We start from the raw sequence: 17,201 nt of genomic DNA, 5'->3' as shown, positions 1-17,201 counted from the left end.
TGCCATGGGCATCGCAGTAACCGACGACCACCGCGAACTGGCCGAGGTGGCCCGCGGATTCTTGACCGCGCAGCAGGCCCGCGCGGCGTCCCGTGCGCTGCTGGACGCCACCGAGGAGGGCCGGCCGCCGTTCTGGGGTGAGCTGGCATCGCTGGGCTGGCTGGGGCTGCATATCGCCGAGGAGCACGGCGGCTCGGGCTTCGGGCTGCCCGAATTGGTGGTGGTGGTCGAGGAACTGGGCCGTGCGGTGGCGCCGGGACCTTTCCTGCCGACGGTCATCGCCTCGGCGGTGATCGCCGCCGCCGGGACCCCCGAACAGCAGGCCCGGCTACTGCCCGGCCTGATCGACGGTTCGGTGACCGCCGGGGTGGGGATGGCCGGCGGCGTGGCCCTCGACGGCGGCGTGGCCTCCGGCGACGCCGGGATCGTGCTGGGCGCCGGGCTGGCCGATCTGCTGCTGCTGGCCGCCGGCGAGGACGTGCTGGTGCTCGAGCGAGATCGCGCCGGGGTCAACGTCGACGTACCCGGCAACCTCGACCCGACCCGGCGCTCCGGGCGGGTCACGCTGACCGGCGTCGGGATCAGCGCGGACGACACGCTGGCCGGTGGGCGTGAGTCGGCGCTGGCGCGGGCTCGGGTGCTGCTGGCCGCCGAAGCCGTCGGTGGGGCGGCCGACTGCACCGACTCGGCTGTCGAGTATGCCAAGGTGCGCGAACAGTTCGGCCGGACCATCGCGACCTTCCAGGCCATCAAGCACCACTGCGCCAACATGCTCGTCGGCGCGGAGTCGGCCACCGCGGCGGTGTGGGACGCCGCGCGCGCCGACGGTGAGGACGAGTACGCCTTCCGGCTGGCTGCCGCGGTCGCCGCCACCCTGGCGTTCCCCGCCTACGTGCGTAACGCCGAGCTGAACATCCAGGTGCACGGCGGCATCGGCTACACCTGGGAACACGACGCTCACCTGCAGTTGCGCCGGGCCCTGACGGTGCAGGCGCTGTTCGGCGGCGACGCACCGGCGCTGGCCGTGTTCGAGAGTGCCGCGGCCGGCATCACCAGGACCAACAGTCTGGATCTGCCGCCCGAAGCCGAGGAGCTGCGCACCCAGATCCACGCCGACGCGCTCGAGATCGCCGCGTTGAGCGGCGAGGAGCAGCTGGACCGGCTGATCGCGACCGGCTATGTGATGCCGCACTGGCCCAAGCCGTGGGGCCGAGCCGCCGACGCTGTCGAGCAACTGGTGATCGAGCAGGAGTTCAGCGCCGCCGGGGTGCAGCGACCCGACTACTCGATCACCGGCTGGGTGATCCTGACGCTGATCCAGCAGGGCACCGACTGGCAGATCGAGCGGTTCGTGGAGAAGGCGTTGCGCCAGGAGGAGATCTGGTGCCAGCTGTTCTCCGAGCCGGCTGCCGGCTCGGATGCGGCCGCGGTCAAGACCAAGGCGACCCGGGTCGATGGCGGCTGGAAGATCAACGGCCAGAAGGTGTGGACGTCCGGTGCGCACCTGTGCCGGCGTGGGCTGGCCACCGTTCGCACCGACTTCGACGTTCCCAAGCACGCCGGCATCACCATGGTGATCGTCGACATGGAGGCACCCGGTGTCGAGGTCCGGCCGCTGCGTCAGATCACCGGCGGTTCGGAGTTCAACGAGGTGTTCTTCAACGATGTCTTCGTGCCGGACGATGACGTCGTCGGCGAGGTCAACGAAGGCTGGAAGGTCGCCCGCGCGACGCTGGGCAACGAGCGGGTCAGCATCGGCGGCGGTGGTTCCTTCACCGCCGGCATCGACCAGAAGCTGATCGCGCTGACCCAGCAGCACCGGCAGTCGGTGGCCGACGCCGCGGTGCGGGTGGGCCGCTTCATCGCCGACGAGCACGCGTTGCGGCTGCTGAACCTGCGCCGGGTGGCGCGCAGCATCGCCGGCGCCGGGCCCGGACCGGAGGGCAACGTCACCAAGCTCAAGCTCGCCGAGCACATGGGCGACGGCGCGGCCATCGGGGCGGCGCTGCTGGGCCCGGACGTCGCACTCGACGACGGGCCGGGCGCGATGGCCGGCCGGATGGTGATGGGTGCGCGCGGCATCGCGATCGCCGGCGGCACCTCGGAGGTGACCCGTAACCAGATCGCCGAGCGCATTCTGGGGATGCCCCGCGACCCGCTGATCAAGTAGCGTCTCCTTCACCGCACTTTTTGCGCGAGCGTGCGCGTCCCCGGTCGACACGCCGAGGTCGGAACCGTTTTTGCGCACGCTCGCGCCGGGAAGGGGAGCGCGAAATGGCAACCGTCGCCGACCATGTCATCGCCGCCCTGAAACGGAGCGGCGTGCACCGGGTCTACGGGATACCCGGCGACAGCCTCAACGGCTTCACCGACGCGATCCGCCGGGCCGGCGACTTCGGCTGGGAACAGGTGCGTCACGAGGAGACCGCGGCCTTCGCCGCCGCCGCCGAGGCCGCGATGACCGGCCGCCTGGCGGTGTGCGCCGGCAGTTGCGGGCCCGGCAACCTGCACCTGATCAACGGCCTGTTCGACGCGCACCGCAGCCGGGTGCCGGTGTTGGCGATCGCCGCCCACATCCCGCTGGCCGAGATCGGCTCCGACTACTTCCAGGAAACCCACCCGCAGAACCTGTTTCGCGAGTGCAGTGTCTACTGCGAACTGGTCAGCACCGCCGAACAGGCGCCCCGCATCCTGGAGATGGCGATGCGCACCGCGGTCGAGGAGAACGGTGTCGCCGTCGTCGTCGTGCCGGGCGAGATCTTGTCCGACCGCGTCGACGCCACCGACTGGGGATCGCGACCGGTGACAGCCGCCGGGGTGGTGTGCCGCCCCGATGAACGCGGTCTGGCCGCGGCGGCGGGCATGCTCAACGACGCCTCCCGGGTCACCATCCTGGCCGGGGCGGGTGTGGCCGGCGCCCACGGTCAGGTCATCGAACTCGCGGGCACACTGGCGGCCCCGATCGTGCATGCGTTGCGCGGCAAGGAGTACATCGAGCACGACAACCCCCACGACGTCGGTATGACGGGGCTGCTCGGCTTCGCATCCGGTTACAAGGCGATCGCCGAAGCCGATGTGCTGCTGATGCTCGGCACCGATTTCCCCTACCAGCAGTTCTATCCCGAGCGCGCGCAGATCATCCAGGTCGACATCCGGGGCCGAAACCTGGGCCGGCGCGCCCCGATCGATCTCGGACTCGTGGGCACGGTGGCCGACACCCTCGCCGCGTTGCGTCCGATGTTGACCGCCAAGGACGACCGCACCCATCTGGAGCGGTCGCTGAAGCACTATCGCAAGACCCGCAAGCGGCTGGATTCGCTGGCCTCCAATGATCGCGACCGGACTCCGATTCGCCCCGAATACGTTGCCGCGGTAGCGAATCAGCTGGCTGCCGACGACGCGGTGTTCACCGTCGACGTCGGATCCCCAGTGGTGTGGGCGGCGCGCTACCTGACGATGAACGGGCGGCGACGGCTAATCGGGTCGTTCAACCACGGCACCATGGCGTGCGCGCTGCCGCACGCGATCGGCGCCCAGACCGTCGACCGGGAGCGTCAAGTCGTCGCCTTCGCCGGCGACGGCGGGCTGGCGATGCTGTTCGGCGAGCTGTTGACGCTGACGCAGAATCGGTTGCCGGTCAAGGTGATCGTGTTCAACAATTCGTCGCTGAACTTCGTCGAACTGGAGATGAAGGCCGCCGGCATCGTCAACTTCGGCACCGAGTTGCAGAACCCGGACTTCGGCGCCGTCGCGGCCGCGCTGGGGATGTTCGGGCGGCGGGTGGAGCGGCCCGGTGACCTGGAACCGGCCCTGACCGCGGCGTTCGACCATGACGGGCCGGCCGTGATCGACGTCGTCACCGCCCGCCAGGAACTGTCGATCCCGCCGGCGATCACCGCCGAACAGGCCAAGGGATTCTCGCTCTACGCGATCAGGACCATCCTCGCCGGCCGCGCCGACGAACTGCTCGACCTGGTGACCACCAACGTGGCCCGGCGCATCCTGGATTGACGCAAATAATCGCTTGCACACCGACCGGAGCGGGATTAACCTGGCTGAATCATGCGTCATCTGCTTGTAGTAGCGGTCACCCGCAGCGGGGTCTGATCCAGACCGACCCCCGCTGTGGGTCGGAAGCTACTACCCGTCGGTCGCTCCCCTCGAGCAGAAGAGACCGAGACATGACCAACACCTCGTTTCAAGACCGATTCGACACCACCCGGTTGCCGCGTGAGCTGCGTGACGTGGCCGCACAGTTGACCTGGGATCGCTTCGTGGCCACCTACGGGCGAGCCGCCGGACCGCTGCGGGTCGGTCGGTGGCGTTGTCTGGACCCCGACCGGCCCGCCGCACGGCTGGGGCCGCAGGGCCGGAGGTATCAGGCGACGATCGCCGTCGGCGAGCGGAAGGGCACCTGCACCGCGGCGGCGCACGGGCCGCTGGCCGCGCTCACCACCATGCTCCACGACTGCGGAATCACCTTGGAAATTCTGGGTTTCCACCAGCTTCGGTGCGGCGACGAGACCGCCACGTTCATCCACGGTTCCAACGGCCGCACCACGGCGTGGGCGGTCGGCTTTTCCGTCGACGCCGGACGGTCCGCGGTGCAGGCGGTCACCACCTGTGCCAACCGGCTGCTGATGGCAGAGTGACCTGCGGGCGCGAGCGTGCGCGAAAACGGTGCGTCCCCCGGCGTGTTGGCCGGCGACGCGCACGCTCGCGGGAGAAGCACGGGCTAGAGCGGGCGCAGCACGATCGGCATGCCGTCCATCGGAATCGGCATGCCGCCGTAGTCCCAGCGCGTCCGGTAGCCCGGGTGAGGCAACTCCAACCGGTACCGGCGTAGCAACCGGTGCAGGATCGCCTTGACTTCGAGGCGGCCGAACGTCATCCCGATGCACTTGTGCGCCCCGCCGCCGAACGGATTGAACGCATACCGGTGCCGCTTGTGCTCATTACGCGGTTCGGTGAACCGTTCTGGGTCGAATTTCATTGGATCCGTCCACAATTCGGGAAGACGGTGATTCACCCCGGGGTAGGCGATGACATTGGTGCCCTTGGGGATGTAGTAGCCCAGCAGGTCGGTGTCGCGGACCGTCTGGCGCATCGCCCACTGTACCGGCGTCACCAGGCGGATCGATTCGTCCATGACCAGATCGAGCGATTCCAGCTTCTCCAGCGATTCGATATCGAGCGGTCCGTCGCCCAAGCGATCCGATTCGTCGCGGCAGCGCTGCTGCCATTCCGAATTGCCCGCGAGGTTGTAGGCCATCGATGTGGCCGTCGACGTCGACGTGTCGTGGGCGGCCATCATCAAAAAGATCATGTGGTTGACGATGTCAGCGTCGGTGAACCGGTTGCCGTCCTCGTCCTCGGCGTAGCACAGCGCTGTGAGCAGGTCGTTGCCCTCCTTGCCGCGGTGCTCCCGGACCCGGGCGGTGAAGTAGCTCTCCAGCAGCTCACGCGCCTTGAGGCCACGCCACCAGGTGAAGGGCGGCACGCTGGTGCGGATCACTGCGTTGCCGGCGCGGGTCGTCGTGGTGAACGCCTTATTGACCTTTGTGACCAGCTCGCGATCGGTGCCGGGTTCGTGCCCCATGAACACCAGCGCGGCGATGTCGAGGGTGAGTTCCTTCATCGCGGGGTAGAGCAAAAAGCGCGGGTCGTTGCTGACCCAGTCGTTGGCGATCACCTGGGACGCGACCAAGTCGATCTGCTCGACGTAGCCGACGAGGCGGGGCCGTACGAACGCCTGCTGCATGATCCTGCGGTGGAACATGTGTTCCTCGAAATCCAGCAGCATCAAGCCGCGTTTGAAGAACGGCCCGATCACCGGGACCCAGCCCTGCTGCGAGTAGTCCTTGTCGCGGTTGGCGTAGATGACCTGCGTCGCATCGGGGCCCAGCGCCGCGACGGCGGGCAGCACGGGCGAATCCCCGAATAGCACCGGGCCGTGGGTGTGGTACATGCGCATCAGATAGTCCGGCCCGCCGCGCAGCATCTCGATCATGTGCCCGAGGATCGGTAGCCCGGCGTCGCCGAGGACCGGCTTGAGTCCACTGCCCGGGGGCGGCTCGGCGAGTTGCTTCTCGGGGAACTCCATGGTCAGCAGGCGCTTTTCCAGGGCCGCCATGCCCGGAAAGTTGTTGAACGACGGGGTGAACCGGCGTTTGGCCTGGTCGATCAGGTAGCGCGGGGTGCTGATCGTGGTCACGGACGCTCCTTTGACAGGCCGGGCAAGCAGTGACGGACGTCACTTGATCCCAATACTTGGGCCAAGTTTGACGCCTGTCAACCAGGCCTGGTGCTGGGTTCCGCGGTGCGCGCCGAGGGCGGTGAGTGAATCAGATCGGGCGCAACACGATCGGCATGCCGTCCATCGGCAGCGGCATGCCGGCGTAGTCCCACTTCGGTCGGTAGCCGGGCCGCGACAGCTCCAGCCGGTAGCGGCGCAGCAGCCGGTGCATGACGGTCTTGACTTCCAGCCGCCCATAGACCATCCCGATGCACTTGTGCGCCCCGCCGCCGAACGGTGCGAACGCATAGCGGTGCTTCTTGTGCTCCGAACGCGGCTCCAGGAACCGTTCGGGGTCGAACTGGCGGGGGTTGGTGTACAACTCGGGAAGCCAGTGGTTCATCCCCGGCCACAGCGTGACGTTCGTCCCGGCCGGAACGTAGTGCCCGAGCAACTCGGTGTCGCGCACGGCTTGACGCATGTTGAACGGCAGCGGGGTGACCAGCCGCAGCGACTCGTCCATCACCAGGTCGAGGGTCTCCAGCTTTTCCAGCGCCTCGATGTCCAGCGGGCTGTCGCCGAGCCGCGCCGACTCTTCGCGCGCCCGTTCCTGCCATTCCGGATTGGCCGCCAGGTGGTAGGCCATGGTGGTCAGGGTCGAGGTCGTGGTGTCGTGGGCGGCCATCATCAAGAAGATCATGTGGTTGACGATGTCGGCGTCGCTGAAGGTGTTGCCATCCTCGTCGGCGGTGTGGCACAACACCGTCAGCATGTCGGTGCCCTCGACGTTGCGGCGCTCGCGCACCCGCTGGGTGAAGTAGTCCTCGAGCACCTGGCGGCCCTGCAGACCGCGCCACCACTTGAACGGTGGCACCGACGTGCGGATGATCGCGCCACCGGCCCGGGTGGTCTGCTCGAATGCGTGGTTGACCTTCGCCACGGTCTTCTGGTCGTCGCGCAGGTCCATGCCCATGAACACCACCGAGGCCACATCCAGCGTCAATTCCTTGACCGCCGGGTAGAACAGGAATCGGGGGTCGTTGGTGGGCCATTTCGCCACCAGCGCGCTGGCGACCCGGTCCATGTCCTCGACGTAGCTGGCCAGCCGCGGGCGGGTGAACGCACCCTGCATGATCCGCTTGTGCGCCAAGTGCTCCTCGAAGTCCAGCAGCATCAGCCCGCGGTTGAAGAACGGGCCGATCACCGGGATCCACCCGGTGGTGGAGTAGTCCTTCTTGCGGTTGGCGAAGACGGTCTCGGTGGCGTCGGGACCCAGCGCGACGACCGAGGACAGGATCGGCGATTCGGCGAAGTACACCGGACCGTGCTTACGGTAGATGTGCATCGCAAAGTCCGGGCCGCCCCGGAACATCTCGACGATGTGGCCCAACACCGGCAGCCCGGAGTCGCCGACGATCGGCTTGAGCCCGCTACCGGCCGGGGGCTCCGCCAGCGTCTTTTGCTTCCAGTCCACGGTGAGCAGCCGCTTCTCGATGGCGCCCATCCCGGGGATGGTGTTCAGCGTCGGGGTGAACCGGCGCCGGGCCTGGTCGAGGAGATACTGCGGGGTGGTCATGGTGGTCATCGGATGACTACCTCTCGTTCGCGGACGTCAGGTGCGCAGCGGCTATGACGGTCTGTGGCGACCGTCACGTAACCACATCTTCAGATCAAAATTGACGGGTGTCAAGTTTGAATACGGCGCGGCGTGGTGCAAGGTGCAAGGGTGAGCACCCAGCACGACCCGGCCGGCCCGACTCCCGACGATCTGCCGCTGCGGCGGGGGGACAAGCAACGCCAGGCGATCGTGCAGGCAGTGCGGGAGTTACTGGAGGAAAAACCGTTCGCGGAGCTGTCCGTCAGCACCATCAGCGACCGGGCCGGGGTTGCACGGTCGGGCTTCTATTTCTACTTCGATTCCAAATACGCCGTACTGGCGCACATCCTCGCCGAGGCGAGCCAGGAGCTCGAAGAACTGACCCAGTACTTCGCGCCGCGCGGCGCCGAGGAATCGCCGGCGGCATTCGCCGAACGCATGGTGGGCAGCGCGGCGGCGGTCTTTGCCCACAACGATCCGGTGATGTCGGCGTGCAACATGGCACGCAACAGCGACGCCGAGATCCGGGAACTGCTCGACGCCCAGATCGACGCGGTGATCCACCAGATCGTCGGCGTGGTCAACGACGAGATCGCCGCGGGCACTGCGGATCCGATCAGCGAAGACATCCCCGCCCTGGTGCGGACACTGGCTGCCACCACGGGCTACATGCTGTCCGGGGACACCGCCTTCCTGGGGACCGACGGTGACGTGGGGCGCGGGGTACGGGTGCTCGAGGCGCTGTGGCTCACCGCGCTGTGGGGCGGGGACGCAGCGCGGGGTTGAATCATCGGCCGCCGGTGCCGCGACCCGGACGGTAGGGTCTGCACCCATGACACGCGTGGCGCAGTACTACCGGGGCAAGCGGTGCTTCATCACCGGAGCGGCGAGCGGCATCGGCCGGGCCACCGCGTTACGGCTCGCCGAGGCCGGCGCCGAGCTGTATCTGACCGACCGCAACGCCGAAGGACTGGCCGAAACCGTCGCCGACGCGCGCGCCCTGGGAGCCCAGGTCCCCGAACATCGGGTGATCGACATCGCCGACTACGACGACGTCGCCGCGTTCGCCGCCGACATCCATTCCCGGCACGAGCCGATGGACGTCGTGATGAACATCGCGGGCGTGTCGGCCTGGGGGACCGTCGACCGGTTGACCCACGAGCAGTGGCGCAAGATGGTCGACATCAACCTGATGGGCCCCATCCACGTCATCGAGACGTTCCTGCCGCCGATGGTCGCCGCGGGCCGCGGCGGGCACCTGGTCAACGTGTCCTCGGCCGCCGGGTTGGTCGCGCTGCCCTGGCATGCCGCCTACAGCGCCAGCAAGTACGGGCTGCGCGGGGTATCGGAAGTGCTGCGCTTCGACCTGGCCCGGCACCGCATCGGGGTGTCGGTGGTGGTGCCCGGTGCGGTCAAGACCGGGCTGGTCAACACCGTCGAGATCGCCGGCGTCGACCGCGAGGACCCGCAGGTGGAGAAATGGGTGGGCCGGTTCGCCGGCCACGCCGTGTCGCCGGAGAAGGCCGCGGAGAAGATCCTGGCCGGGGTGGCCCGCAACCGCTACCTGGTCTACACCTCCGGTGACATCCGGGCGCTGTACGCGTTCAAGCGGCTGGCCTGGCTGCCCTACAGCGCGGCGATGCGCCAGGCCAACCGGCTATTCAGCCGGGCCCTGTTGCCCTCGCAAAAATCCCTGACGAGGTGAGCCGCGAGATCACGGTATTGGCGTTGGTCGGCAGCCTGCGCACGGCATCGGTCAACCGCCAGATCGCGCAGTTGGCGGCCGAGGCCGCCCCGGCAGGGGTTCGCGTGGCGATCTGCGAGGGGCTCGGCGAGCTGCCGTTCTACAACGAGGACCTCGACACGCCCGCGACCGTGCCGGCGGGGGTGACCGCCCTGCGGGCGGTGGCCGCCGACGCCGACGCGACCCTGGTGGTCACCCCGGAGTACAACGGCACCATCCCCGGCGTGCTCAAGAACGCCATCGACTGGCTGTCGCGCCCGTTCGGCGACAGTGCGCTCAAGGGGAAGCCGCTGGCGGTGATCGGTGCGGCGCTGGGCCGGTATGGCGGAGTGTGGGCCCACGACGAGACCCGCAAGTCCTTCGGCCTCGCCGGGCCGCGCGTGGTCGATGAGATCAAGTTGTCGGTGCCGATAGGCACGCTGGAGGGAAAGCATCCCCGCGAGCACGCGCAGCTGGTGTCCGCCGTGCGCGATGTCGTAGCCAAACTGGCGGTCGAGGCGGGCTGAGCGCCACCGGCGAAGTCTTTGCTGGAAACCGGACGCGGGTCCGGTGTCGGGGCGTGGTCGTCGGTGATCGGTGGTAGACCTGTCGCCATGGGGCACCGCGGGAATTTTTGTGACGTGCGACACGCCGAGGCGGCAACGGCGACAGGCTTACAACCTGCGAATTTCAAGAATGTTGTTCGGAACATCTTGTATGGCTTCTCAAGGCGACCCACTAGGTGTAGTGTTTCAAGCACCGCCAGACCCCGGATCATCGGGCTGACCGAACTGCGGCGAAGGGTATCGAATCATTGCCCGGAGCTGCGGTGGAGACCGGAGATTCAAGGCCTTGGCGGCCCGCTGAGAGTAGTACCTGATCCGTCATCTGTTCGTTGTCGACGATTCGCTGAGGAGTCTGCGCCCATGAGCATCACCGTCTACACCAAGCCCGCATGCGTGCAGTGCAACGCCACCTACAAGGCGCTGGACAACCAAGGCATCGCCTACGAGGTCGTGGACATCAGCCTCGACTCCGATGCGCGGGACTACGTGATGGCGCTGGGTTACCTGCAGGCCCCGGTCGTCGTCGCCGGCGACGAGCACTGGTCGGGTTTCCGTCCGGACCGCATCAAGGCGCTGGCGCAGACCGCGCTGAGCGCGTAAGCGGCCGCCGCATCGGGTACGGGTGGAGTCTGACTGAGAGCTGAAGGGGGTCGCCGTGTCTGCGGATGTCGAGTGCAGCCTGGTGTATTTCTCCTCGGTGTCGGAGAACACCCACCGCTTCGTGCAGAAGCTGCAGCTGCCGGCCATCCGGATTCCGCTGCACGGGCGCATCGAGGTGGACCACCCCTACGTGCTGGTGCTGCCGACCTACGGCGGTGGCCGCGGCACCCCCAACATCACCGATGACACCGCGGGCGGCTACGTGCCCAAGCAGGTCATCGCCTTTTTGAACAACGAACACAATCGGAACCTGCTGCGCGGCGTGATCGCCGCCGGCAACACCAACTTCGGTGCGGAGTTCTGCTACGCGGGCGACGTGGTCGCCCGCAAGTGCGGGGTGCCGTACCTGTACCGATTCGAATTGATGGGAACCGACGAGGACGTGAAAGCCGTCCGCGCGGGCTTAGCCGATTTCTGGAAGGACGAGGCATGCCACCTACCGCTGCAACTGCAGAGCAGGTAACAGCAACCACCCGCAGCGCTCCGGTGGGCGAGCTGGACTTCCACGCGCTCAACGCGATGCTCAACTTGTACGACAGCGACGGCAAGATCCAGTTCGACAAGGATGTGCTGGCGGCCCGTCAGTACTTCTTGGAGCACGTCAACCAGAACACGGTGTTCTTCCACAATCAGGACGAGAAGCTCGACTACCTGATCCAGAAGGACTACTACGAGCGCGAGGTGCTCGACCAGTACTCGCGCAACTTCGTCAAGTCGCTGCTGGATCGCGCCTACGCCAAGAAGTTCCGGTTCCCGACATTTTTGGGCGCGTTCAAGTACTACACCTCCTACACGCTGAAGACCTTCGACGGCAAGCGCTATCTGGAACGCTTCGAGGACCGGGTGTGCATGGTGGCGCTGACGCTGGCCGCCGGCGACACCAAGCTGGCGGAGCAACTGGTCGACGAGATCATCGACGGCCGTTTTCAACCCGCCACCCCGACGTTCCTGAACTCCGGTAAGAAGCAGCGCGGCGAGGCGGTCAGCTGCTTTTTGCTGCGCATCGAGGACAACATGGAGTCGATCGGCCGCTCGATCAACTCCGCGCTGCAGCTGTCCAAGCGTGGCGGCGGAGTGGCGTTGCTGCTGACCAACATTCGTGAACACGGCGCCCCGATCAAGAACATCGAGAATCAGTCCTCCGGGGTCATCCCGATCATGAAGCTGCTGGAGGACTCGTTCTCCTACGCCAATCAGCTCGGCGCCCGCCAGGGAGCCGGCGCGGTCTACCTGCACGCCCACCACCCCGACATCTACCGGTTCCTGGACACCAAGCGGGAGAACGCCGACGAGAAGATCCGGATCAAGACGCTGAGCCTGGGCGTGGTGATTCCCGACATCACCTTCGAGCTGGCCAAGAAGAACGAGGACATGTACCTGTTCTCGCCGTATGACGTCGAACGGGTCTACGGCGTCCCGTTCGCCGACATCTCGGTCAGCGAGAAGTACTACGAGATGGTCGACAACTCGGCCATCCGCAAGACCAAGATCAAGGCACGCGAGTTCTTCCAGACCGTGGCCGAGCTGCAGTTCGAGTCCGGTTACCCGTACGTGATGTTCGAAGATACGGTCAATCGAGCTAATCCCATCGCCGGCAAGATCACCCACTCGAACCTGTGCTCGGAGATCCTGCAGGTCTCCACCCCGTCGGAGTACAACGACGACTTGAGCTACGCCAAGGTGGGCAAGGACATCTCCTGCAACCTGGGCTCGCTCAACATCGCCAAGGCGATGGACTCCCCGGACTTCGGCCAGACCATCGAGGTCGCCATCCGGGCGCTGACCGCAGTGAGCGATCAGACCCACATCAACTCGGTGCCCTCGATCGAGCACGGCAACAACGAGTCGCACGCCATCGGGCTGGGCCAGATGAACCTGCACGGCTACCTGGCCCGAGAGAGCATCCACTACGGCTCCGAAGAGGGCATCGACTTCACCAACATCTACTTCTATACCGTGCTGTATCACGCGCTGCGGGCATCGAATCGTCTTGCGCTGGAACGAGGTAGATCCTTCGTAGGTTTCGAGAAGTCCAAGTACGCGTCCGGGGAGTTCTTCGACAAGTACATCAACCAGGTGTGGGAGCCCAAGACCGTCAGGGTGCGGCAGCTCTTCGCCGACGCCGGTATCCGGATCCCGGAACAAAGCGACTGGCAGCGGCTGAAGGAATCCGTTGCCGCCCACGGTATCTACAACCAGAACCTGCAGGCGGTTCCGCCGACCGGGTCGATCTCCTACATCAACCACTCGACGTCGTCGATCCACCCGATCGTGTCGAAGATCGAGATCCGCAAGGAAGGCAAGATCGGCCGGGTCTACTATCCGGCGCCGTACATGACCAACGACAACCTGGAGTACTACTCCGACGCCTACGAGATCGGCTACGAGAAGATCATCGACACCTACGCCGCGGCCACCCAACACGTGGACCAGGGGCTGAGCCTGACGCTGTTCTTCAAGGACACCGCCACCACCCGCGACGTGAACCGCGCGCAGATCTATGCCTGGCGCAAGGGAATCAAGACGCTGTACTACATCCGGCTACGCCAGATGGCGCTGGAGGGCACTGAGGTGGAGGGCTGCGTCAGCTGCATGTTGTAGCGCCGCGGACGCGCGCCCTGACCCGACGTCAGCCGGCGTTGGCTGCGGATCCGGTGATCAGGTCCGTGTCGGGCAGCAGGATCGACGGCACCGCGATCGATCCTGCCGCCGGGGTGCGGAGCACGGTGAGCGTGCCCGTGCGTCGAATCGACCGGAGTCCCGAACGCGAGATCAGCATCGTCACCGCCGGTGTGTCGATCCGGATCGCGTGATCGTTGATGCCGGACGCCCACTGTGCCCCCGCCGCGAGTACCCGCCGGTTGGTCAGGTGCACCACGGCCAGCATGATTCCGATCGCCAGCGCCGTGTAGCCGATGAGCAGGATCCCGAACATCGTCAGGGCGGCCACCCAGTAATCGCCCTTGGCCTGAACCACGGTGACAACCGCCGCCGTGACCAACGCGATGGCCGTAACGCCGAGCCACACCTTCGCCGACTTCAAGCTCGACAGCGTTGCTCGGCGGGCGTCACCCCGCTGTGCGGTCCATTCGATGGTCGTCTCGGGGATCGGGTGTACGTCTCGACTCAACTTGGCTCCTCGCTTCTGGCGGGGCGTCGCCCGCCGATCGGATGGGATCGCGCGGTCAGCTCTCGCCGGCGCGCTCCGCGCGCAACGCTTTCAAGCGCCGCTCTTCGCGAAGCACCGCCTGGTAGCTCTCCCGTTCGGCGACCAGCCACGGCGGGTTCTCCTCGAGAAGCTGTTGGATCTGCTCGGTGGTGAGCGCGTTCTCGACGCCGCCCCGCGCCAGCGCCGCGATTGAGACGCCCAGCTTGGCCGCCACCAGATTCTTCGGGTGCGGTCCGTTCTTGCGAAGGTCCTTGAGCCACTGCGGCGGATCGGCCTGCAAGGCGGTGATCTCGTCGCGGGTGATCGGGTTCTGCTGGAACTCCGCCGGCGTGGCGGGCAGGTACACATCCAGCTTCTTTGCCGCGGTGGCGGGTTTCATGGACTGCGCGTTCGGCCTGCTCATTCCGATGACCTTATCGGTAGCCTGATGCGGTGACCCGGCCTTCCCTGACCCTCGGGTACGTCCCTGGCGGGACGCCGGCGAAGTGGGCTCGGATCTGGGCGCAGCGCCGTCCCGACGTCCCGCTGCAGCTGCGCAGCGTGGCCGCGGCAGACGCGGTCGCAGCGGTGCGGGCCGGCGCCGTCGACGTGGCGTTGCTGCGGCCGCCGACCGACACCTCCGGGTTGGCCGTCATTCCGCTCTACGACGAGACGACCGTGGCCGTGGTGCCGACGGACCACGTGCTGTCCGCCGCCGACGAGATCACCGCCGCCGACCTGCGCGGCGAGCCGATCCTGCTCCCACTCGACGACGTGGTCGCCTGGGCGGAAGCACCCGGCGACCCGATCGATCACCGGCCCGAAACCACCAAGGATGCAATAGAACTCGTCGCCGCAGGACTGGGCGTGCTGATCGTTCCTCAATCCTTGGCCCGGCTCTATCACCGCAAGGACCTCACCTACCGCCCGATCACCGATGCGCCCACCTGCCCGGTGGCACTCGCCTTCCTCGAAAGCCGGCAGCCGCAGCTGGTCGAAGAGTTCGTCGGTATCGTGCGGGGCCGCAAGCCCGGTTCCTCACGCGGCCAAGCGGAACCGCCGCCGAAACGCACCGCGCGGGAGAAGACCCTGGCCAAGCAGGCCGCGCGGGCCGCCGCGGGCAAAGTCGCCCGCAAACCGCGCCGCGCCGAGCGCGGTCGACGCTGACACCGGCTCAGTGCTTGTGGTCCGGGCGCCCCTCGGATTTGGCGTACAAGCGGTTGAGCATCAGCTCGCGGAAGCGCGCATTGTCGAGCAGTTTGAGGCCGGCATTGGCCAGCGCGGGCCGACCTGCCAATTTGTGAAAGAACCGGCCGCGCTTGTACTCCCGGCCCCAGGCCGCTTGCATCCGCTGGGCGTAGTTGGTGAAGTCATCGGGCCCACCGTTGGTCAGCGCCGCGACGGCGCACTCACCGGCGGCCAACCCCGATTCCAGCGCCTTGGAGATCCCGGCGCCGGAGGTCGGCCGGCCCGCACCCAGCGAGTCGCCGACGAACAACACACCGGGACGCCACGGCGGCCACGCGGTGAAGCCCATCGGCAGCCGCCAGGCCCGCACCGTCTTGGACTGCTTCAGCTCGGTGATCGACGGCAGCTCCCACTCGCGCGGGAGGGTCTCCAGGAATTCGCCGAGGAAGTGTGTGGCGTTGATGGCCTGCCAGTTCTTATAACTGTTGACATAGCCCAGCCCGATGTTGACCCGCCCGTCGCCCAGTGGGAATACCCAGCCGTAGCCGGGCAGCTGGTCGCCTTCGAACACCAGCTTCAGGTAGATGTCGAGTGAATCGACGTCGGGACGCACCGCCGGCATCTCGGCGCGGATCGCGATCGCGGAGTAGCCGTTGTAGTCCGAGTCCAGTTTCAGTGCGCGTTTGATCGGTGAGTAGGCGCCGTCGGCGGCGATCACCGCGTCGGCCAGCACCTGCTCGCCGCTCTTGAGTAACACCCCGGTGACCCGGCCGGAATCGTCGAGAATCGGCGCGCTGGCCTCGGCCGATTGACGGACTTCGGCGCCGGCGGACTCGGCGTGCTTGAGCAGCAGGGTGTCCAGCTCGGGCCGGCGCGCGACGTAGCCGTGGTCGGGCATTCCGGGGCGGCGCGGAAATGACAGTTCCCACTCGCTGGGGCTGAACACCTTCACCCGGTTGACCTGGTGGAACCTGTCGACCTGTTCGGCCAGCCCCATCTTCTGCAGATAGCTGACCGCGCGCGCGGTCAGCCCATCGCCGCAGGGCTTGTCACGGGGGAAATCGGCCTTGTCCACGATGACGACGCTCGCGCCGGCCTGACGTGCCTGCCAGGCCGCTGCCGATCCCGCCGGGCCGCCGCCGACGATGGCCAGGTCGAATCGTTGGGTCACTACATCTCGTCTCAAATATGCGCGTTATCGCGCCGCGGGAACTGTCTATCGATGCTAACGGACCAGGTCACCGCGCGGTCTCCCCAGGTCAGCCGCGGCAACGCGGTAAGGTGCTTGACGTGCGCGGAACGAGCAGGTCCAAGCCGGCCGACAACGGCGGGCAGAAGGTCGATGCGCGCAGTGAGCGGTGGCGCGAACACCGCAAGAAGGTCCGCGGCGAGATCGTCGAGGCCGCCTTCCGCGCGATCGACCGGCTCGGGCCCGATCTGAGCGTGCGGCAGATCGCGGAGGAAGCCGGCACGGCCAAGCCCAAGATCTACCGGCACTTCACCGACAAGGACGACCTGTTCGAGGCGGTCGGGACCCGGTTGCGCGACGATCTGTGGGCGGCGATCTTCGCCTCCATCGACGTCGCCACCAATTCGCTGCGCGAGATCGTGCAGCGCAGTGTCGACGAGTACGTCGCCCTGGTCGACGAGCACCCCAATGTGTTGCGGTTCTTCATCCAGGGACGGGTGCGCGCACAGTCCGAGTCGACGATGCGGACGCTCAACGAAGGCCGGACGATCACGCTCGCCATGGCCGAGATGTTCCGCAACGAACTGCGGGATCTCGACCTCAACGGCGGCACGCTGGAACTGGCGGCCTTCGCGGCGTTCGGTACGGCGACGTCGGCCACCGACTGGTGGCTGGGGCCGGAACTGGACAGCCCGCGGCGGATGCCCCGCGACACCTTCGTGGGCTACCTGACGACCATCATGATCAGCGTCGTCGAAGGCACCGCGGAGAGCCTCGGGATCGCGATGGACCCCGATCAGCCCATCCATGACGCTGTGCGACGCCGGCCGGTCGCCTGACCGTCGACCCGGGTGCGTTGACACCTACCCCTACCGTGGCGACACTGGAAAATACC

16 protein-coding genes are annotated in these 17,201 nt (G+C 67.0%); 11 read left to right on the top strand and 5 right to left on the bottom strand.

From position 1 onward, the window contains the following. The first annotated feature begins 4 nt into the window (after positions 1–4). From BST10_RS00350 to BST10_RS00340, 3 genes are all read left to right on the top strand, one after another. Entirely contained in the window at positions 5–2,170 is a 2,166-nt protein-coding gene (locus BST10_RS00350) for an acyl-CoA dehydrogenase family protein (protein WP_083035727.1), read from the top strand. A gap of 104 nt (positions 2,171–2,274) precedes the next feature. Continuing rightward, positions 2,275–4,011: a ubiquinone-dependent pyruvate dehydrogenase gene (poxB, locus tag BST10_RS00345; RefSeq protein ID WP_083035725.1), complete on the top strand. Its 1,737-nt coding sequence runs from the start codon at positions 2,275–2,277 to the stop codon at positions 4,009–4,011. 170 nt (positions 4,012–4,181) lie between these two features. After that, entirely contained in the window at positions 4,182–4,652 is a 471-nt protein-coding gene (locus BST10_RS00340) for a 2-isopropylmalate synthase (protein WP_083035723.1), read from the top strand. An 83-nt stretch (positions 4,653–4,735) separates the two neighbouring features. On the opposite strand, the gene BST10_RS00335 is transcribed toward BST10_RS00340, so the two are convergent. Together BST10_RS00335 and BST10_RS00330 are read right to left on the bottom strand one after the other, a co-directional pair. Beyond that, positions 4,736–6,214 (bottom strand): cytochrome P450, encoded by a 1,479-nt coding sequence (locus tag BST10_RS00335; protein WP_083035721.1) that lies wholly within the window; start codon positions 6,212–6,214, stop codon positions 4,736–4,738. A gap of 130 nt (positions 6,215–6,344) precedes the next feature. Beyond that, positions 6,345–7,820 (bottom strand): cytochrome P450, encoded by a 1,476-nt coding sequence (locus BST10_RS00330; RefSeq protein WP_083035718.1) that lies wholly within the window; start codon positions 7,818–7,820, stop codon positions 6,345–6,347. 141 nt (positions 7,821–7,961) lie between these two features. Between BST10_RS00330 and BST10_RS00325 the strand changes: the two genes are divergently transcribed. The 6 genes from BST10_RS00325 to nrdE all read left to right on the top strand — a co-directional run bounded on the left by BST10_RS00325 (position 7,962) and on the right by nrdE (position 13,382). After that, entirely contained in the window at positions 7,962–8,618 is a 657-nt protein-coding gene (locus tag BST10_RS00325; protein ID WP_013829721.1) for a TetR/AcrR family transcriptional regulator, read from the top strand. Between the two features lie 46 nt (positions 8,619–8,664). Then, positions 8,665–9,537 carry an SDR family oxidoreductase gene (locus tag BST10_RS00320; protein ID WP_083035716.1) on the top strand — a complete coding sequence of 291 codons (873 nt, stop codon included), beginning with the start codon at positions 8,665–8,667 and terminating at the stop codon, positions 9,535–9,537. Beyond that, complete coding sequence (locus BST10_RS00315) at positions 9,534–10,082, top strand: NAD(P)H-dependent oxidoreductase (RefSeq protein ID WP_083035714.1); 549 nt, start codon at positions 9,534–9,536, stop codon at positions 10,080–10,082. Before BST10_RS00320 ends, BST10_RS00315 begins: the two co-directional genes overlap by 4 nt. Positions 10,083–10,481: 399 nt before the next feature. After that, positions 10,482–10,721, top strand: a complete 240-nt coding sequence (locus tag BST10_RS00310; RefSeq protein WP_013829718.1) for a redoxin NrdH — start codon at positions 10,482–10,484, stop codon at positions 10,719–10,721. A 55-nt stretch (positions 10,722–10,776) separates the two neighbouring features. Beyond that, the gene (nrdI, locus tag BST10_RS00305; RefSeq protein WP_013829717.1) at positions 10,777–11,244 is read left to right on the top strand and encodes a class Ib ribonucleoside-diphosphate reductase assembly flavoprotein NrdI; all 468 of its coding nucleotides are present in this window, start codon (positions 10,777–10,779) and stop codon (positions 11,242–11,244) included. Next, positions 11,211–13,382 (top strand): class 1b ribonucleoside-diphosphate reductase subunit alpha, encoded by a 2,172-nt coding sequence (gene nrdE, locus BST10_RS00300; protein WP_041318353.1) that lies wholly within the window; start codon positions 11,211–11,213, stop codon positions 13,380–13,382. The genes nrdI and nrdE overlap by 34 nt, the downstream gene beginning before the upstream one ends. A 28-nt stretch (positions 13,383–13,410) precedes the next feature. Here nrdE and BST10_RS00295 read toward each other — a convergent pair whose 3' ends face one another. Beyond that, positions 13,411–13,911 (bottom strand): hypothetical protein, encoded by a 501-nt coding sequence (locus BST10_RS00295; protein ID WP_083035712.1) that lies wholly within the window; start codon positions 13,909–13,911, stop codon positions 13,411–13,413. Between the two features lie 55 nt (positions 13,912–13,966). Next, positions 13,967–14,353 carry a DUF5997 family protein gene (locus BST10_RS00290; protein WP_083035710.1) on the bottom strand — a complete coding sequence of 129 codons (387 nt, stop codon included), beginning with the start codon at positions 14,351–14,353 and terminating at the stop codon, positions 13,967–13,969. A gap of 29 nt (positions 14,354–14,382) precedes the next feature. Here BST10_RS00290 and BST10_RS00285 point away from each other — a divergent pair, with 29 nt between their 5' ends. Then, a complete protein-coding gene (locus BST10_RS00285; protein ID WP_083035708.1) occupies positions 14,383–15,096 on the top strand; it encodes a LysR substrate-binding domain-containing protein in 714 nt (237 codons plus the stop codon). Between the two features lie 7 nt (positions 15,097–15,103). On the opposite strand, the gene BST10_RS00280 is transcribed toward BST10_RS00285, so the two are convergent. After that, a complete protein-coding gene (locus BST10_RS00280) occupies positions 15,104–16,288 on the bottom strand; it encodes an NAD(P)/FAD-dependent oxidoreductase (RefSeq protein ID WP_083035706.1) in 1,185 nt (394 codons plus the stop codon). A 119-nt stretch (positions 16,289–16,407) separates the two neighbouring features. On the opposite strand from BST10_RS00280, the gene BST10_RS00275 reads away from it, so the two are divergent. Further along, positions 16,408–17,145 carry a TetR/AcrR family transcriptional regulator gene (locus BST10_RS00275; protein ID WP_013829711.1) on the top strand — a complete coding sequence of 246 codons (738 nt, stop codon included), beginning with the start codon at positions 16,408–16,410 and terminating at the stop codon, positions 17,143–17,145. Positions 17,146–17,201 lie beyond the last annotated feature (56 nt).

Source organism: Mycolicibacter algericus DSM 45454 (assembly GCF_002086455.1).
Lineage (GTDB): Bacteria > Actinomycetota > Actinomycetes > Mycobacteriales > Mycobacteriaceae > Mycobacterium > Mycobacterium algericum.
This window is presented reverse-complemented; position numbering and strand designations above follow the sequence as displayed.

Coding starts and splice junctions, on each gene's coding strand:
- nrdE (WP_041318353.1), top strand. CDS start 11,211: ATGCCACCTACCGCTGCAACTGCAGAGCAGGTAACAGCAACCACCCGC.
- BST10_RS00330 (WP_083035718.1), bottom strand. CDS start 7,820: ATGACCACCATGACCACCCCGCAGTATCTCCTCGACCAGGCCCGGCGC.
- BST10_RS00320 (WP_083035716.1), top strand. CDS start 8,665: ATGACACGCGTGGCGCAGTACTACCGGGGCAAGCGGTGCTTCATCACC.
- BST10_RS00310 (WP_013829718.1), top strand. CDS start 10,482: ATGAGCATCACCGTCTACACCAAGCCCGCATGCGTGCAGTGCAACGCC.
- BST10_RS00290 (WP_083035710.1), bottom strand. CDS start 14,353: ATGAGCAGGCCGAACGCGCAGTCCATGAAACCCGCCACCGCGGCAAAG.
- BST10_RS00350 (WP_083035727.1), top strand. CDS start 5: ATGGGCATCGCAGTAACCGACGACCACCGCGAACTGGCCGAGGTGGCC.
- poxB (WP_083035725.1), top strand. CDS start 2,275: ATGGCAACCGTCGCCGACCATGTCATCGCCGCCCTGAAACGGAGCGGC.
- BST10_RS00340 (WP_083035723.1), top strand. CDS start 4,182: ATGACCAACACCTCGTTTCAAGACCGATTCGACACCACCCGGTTGCCG.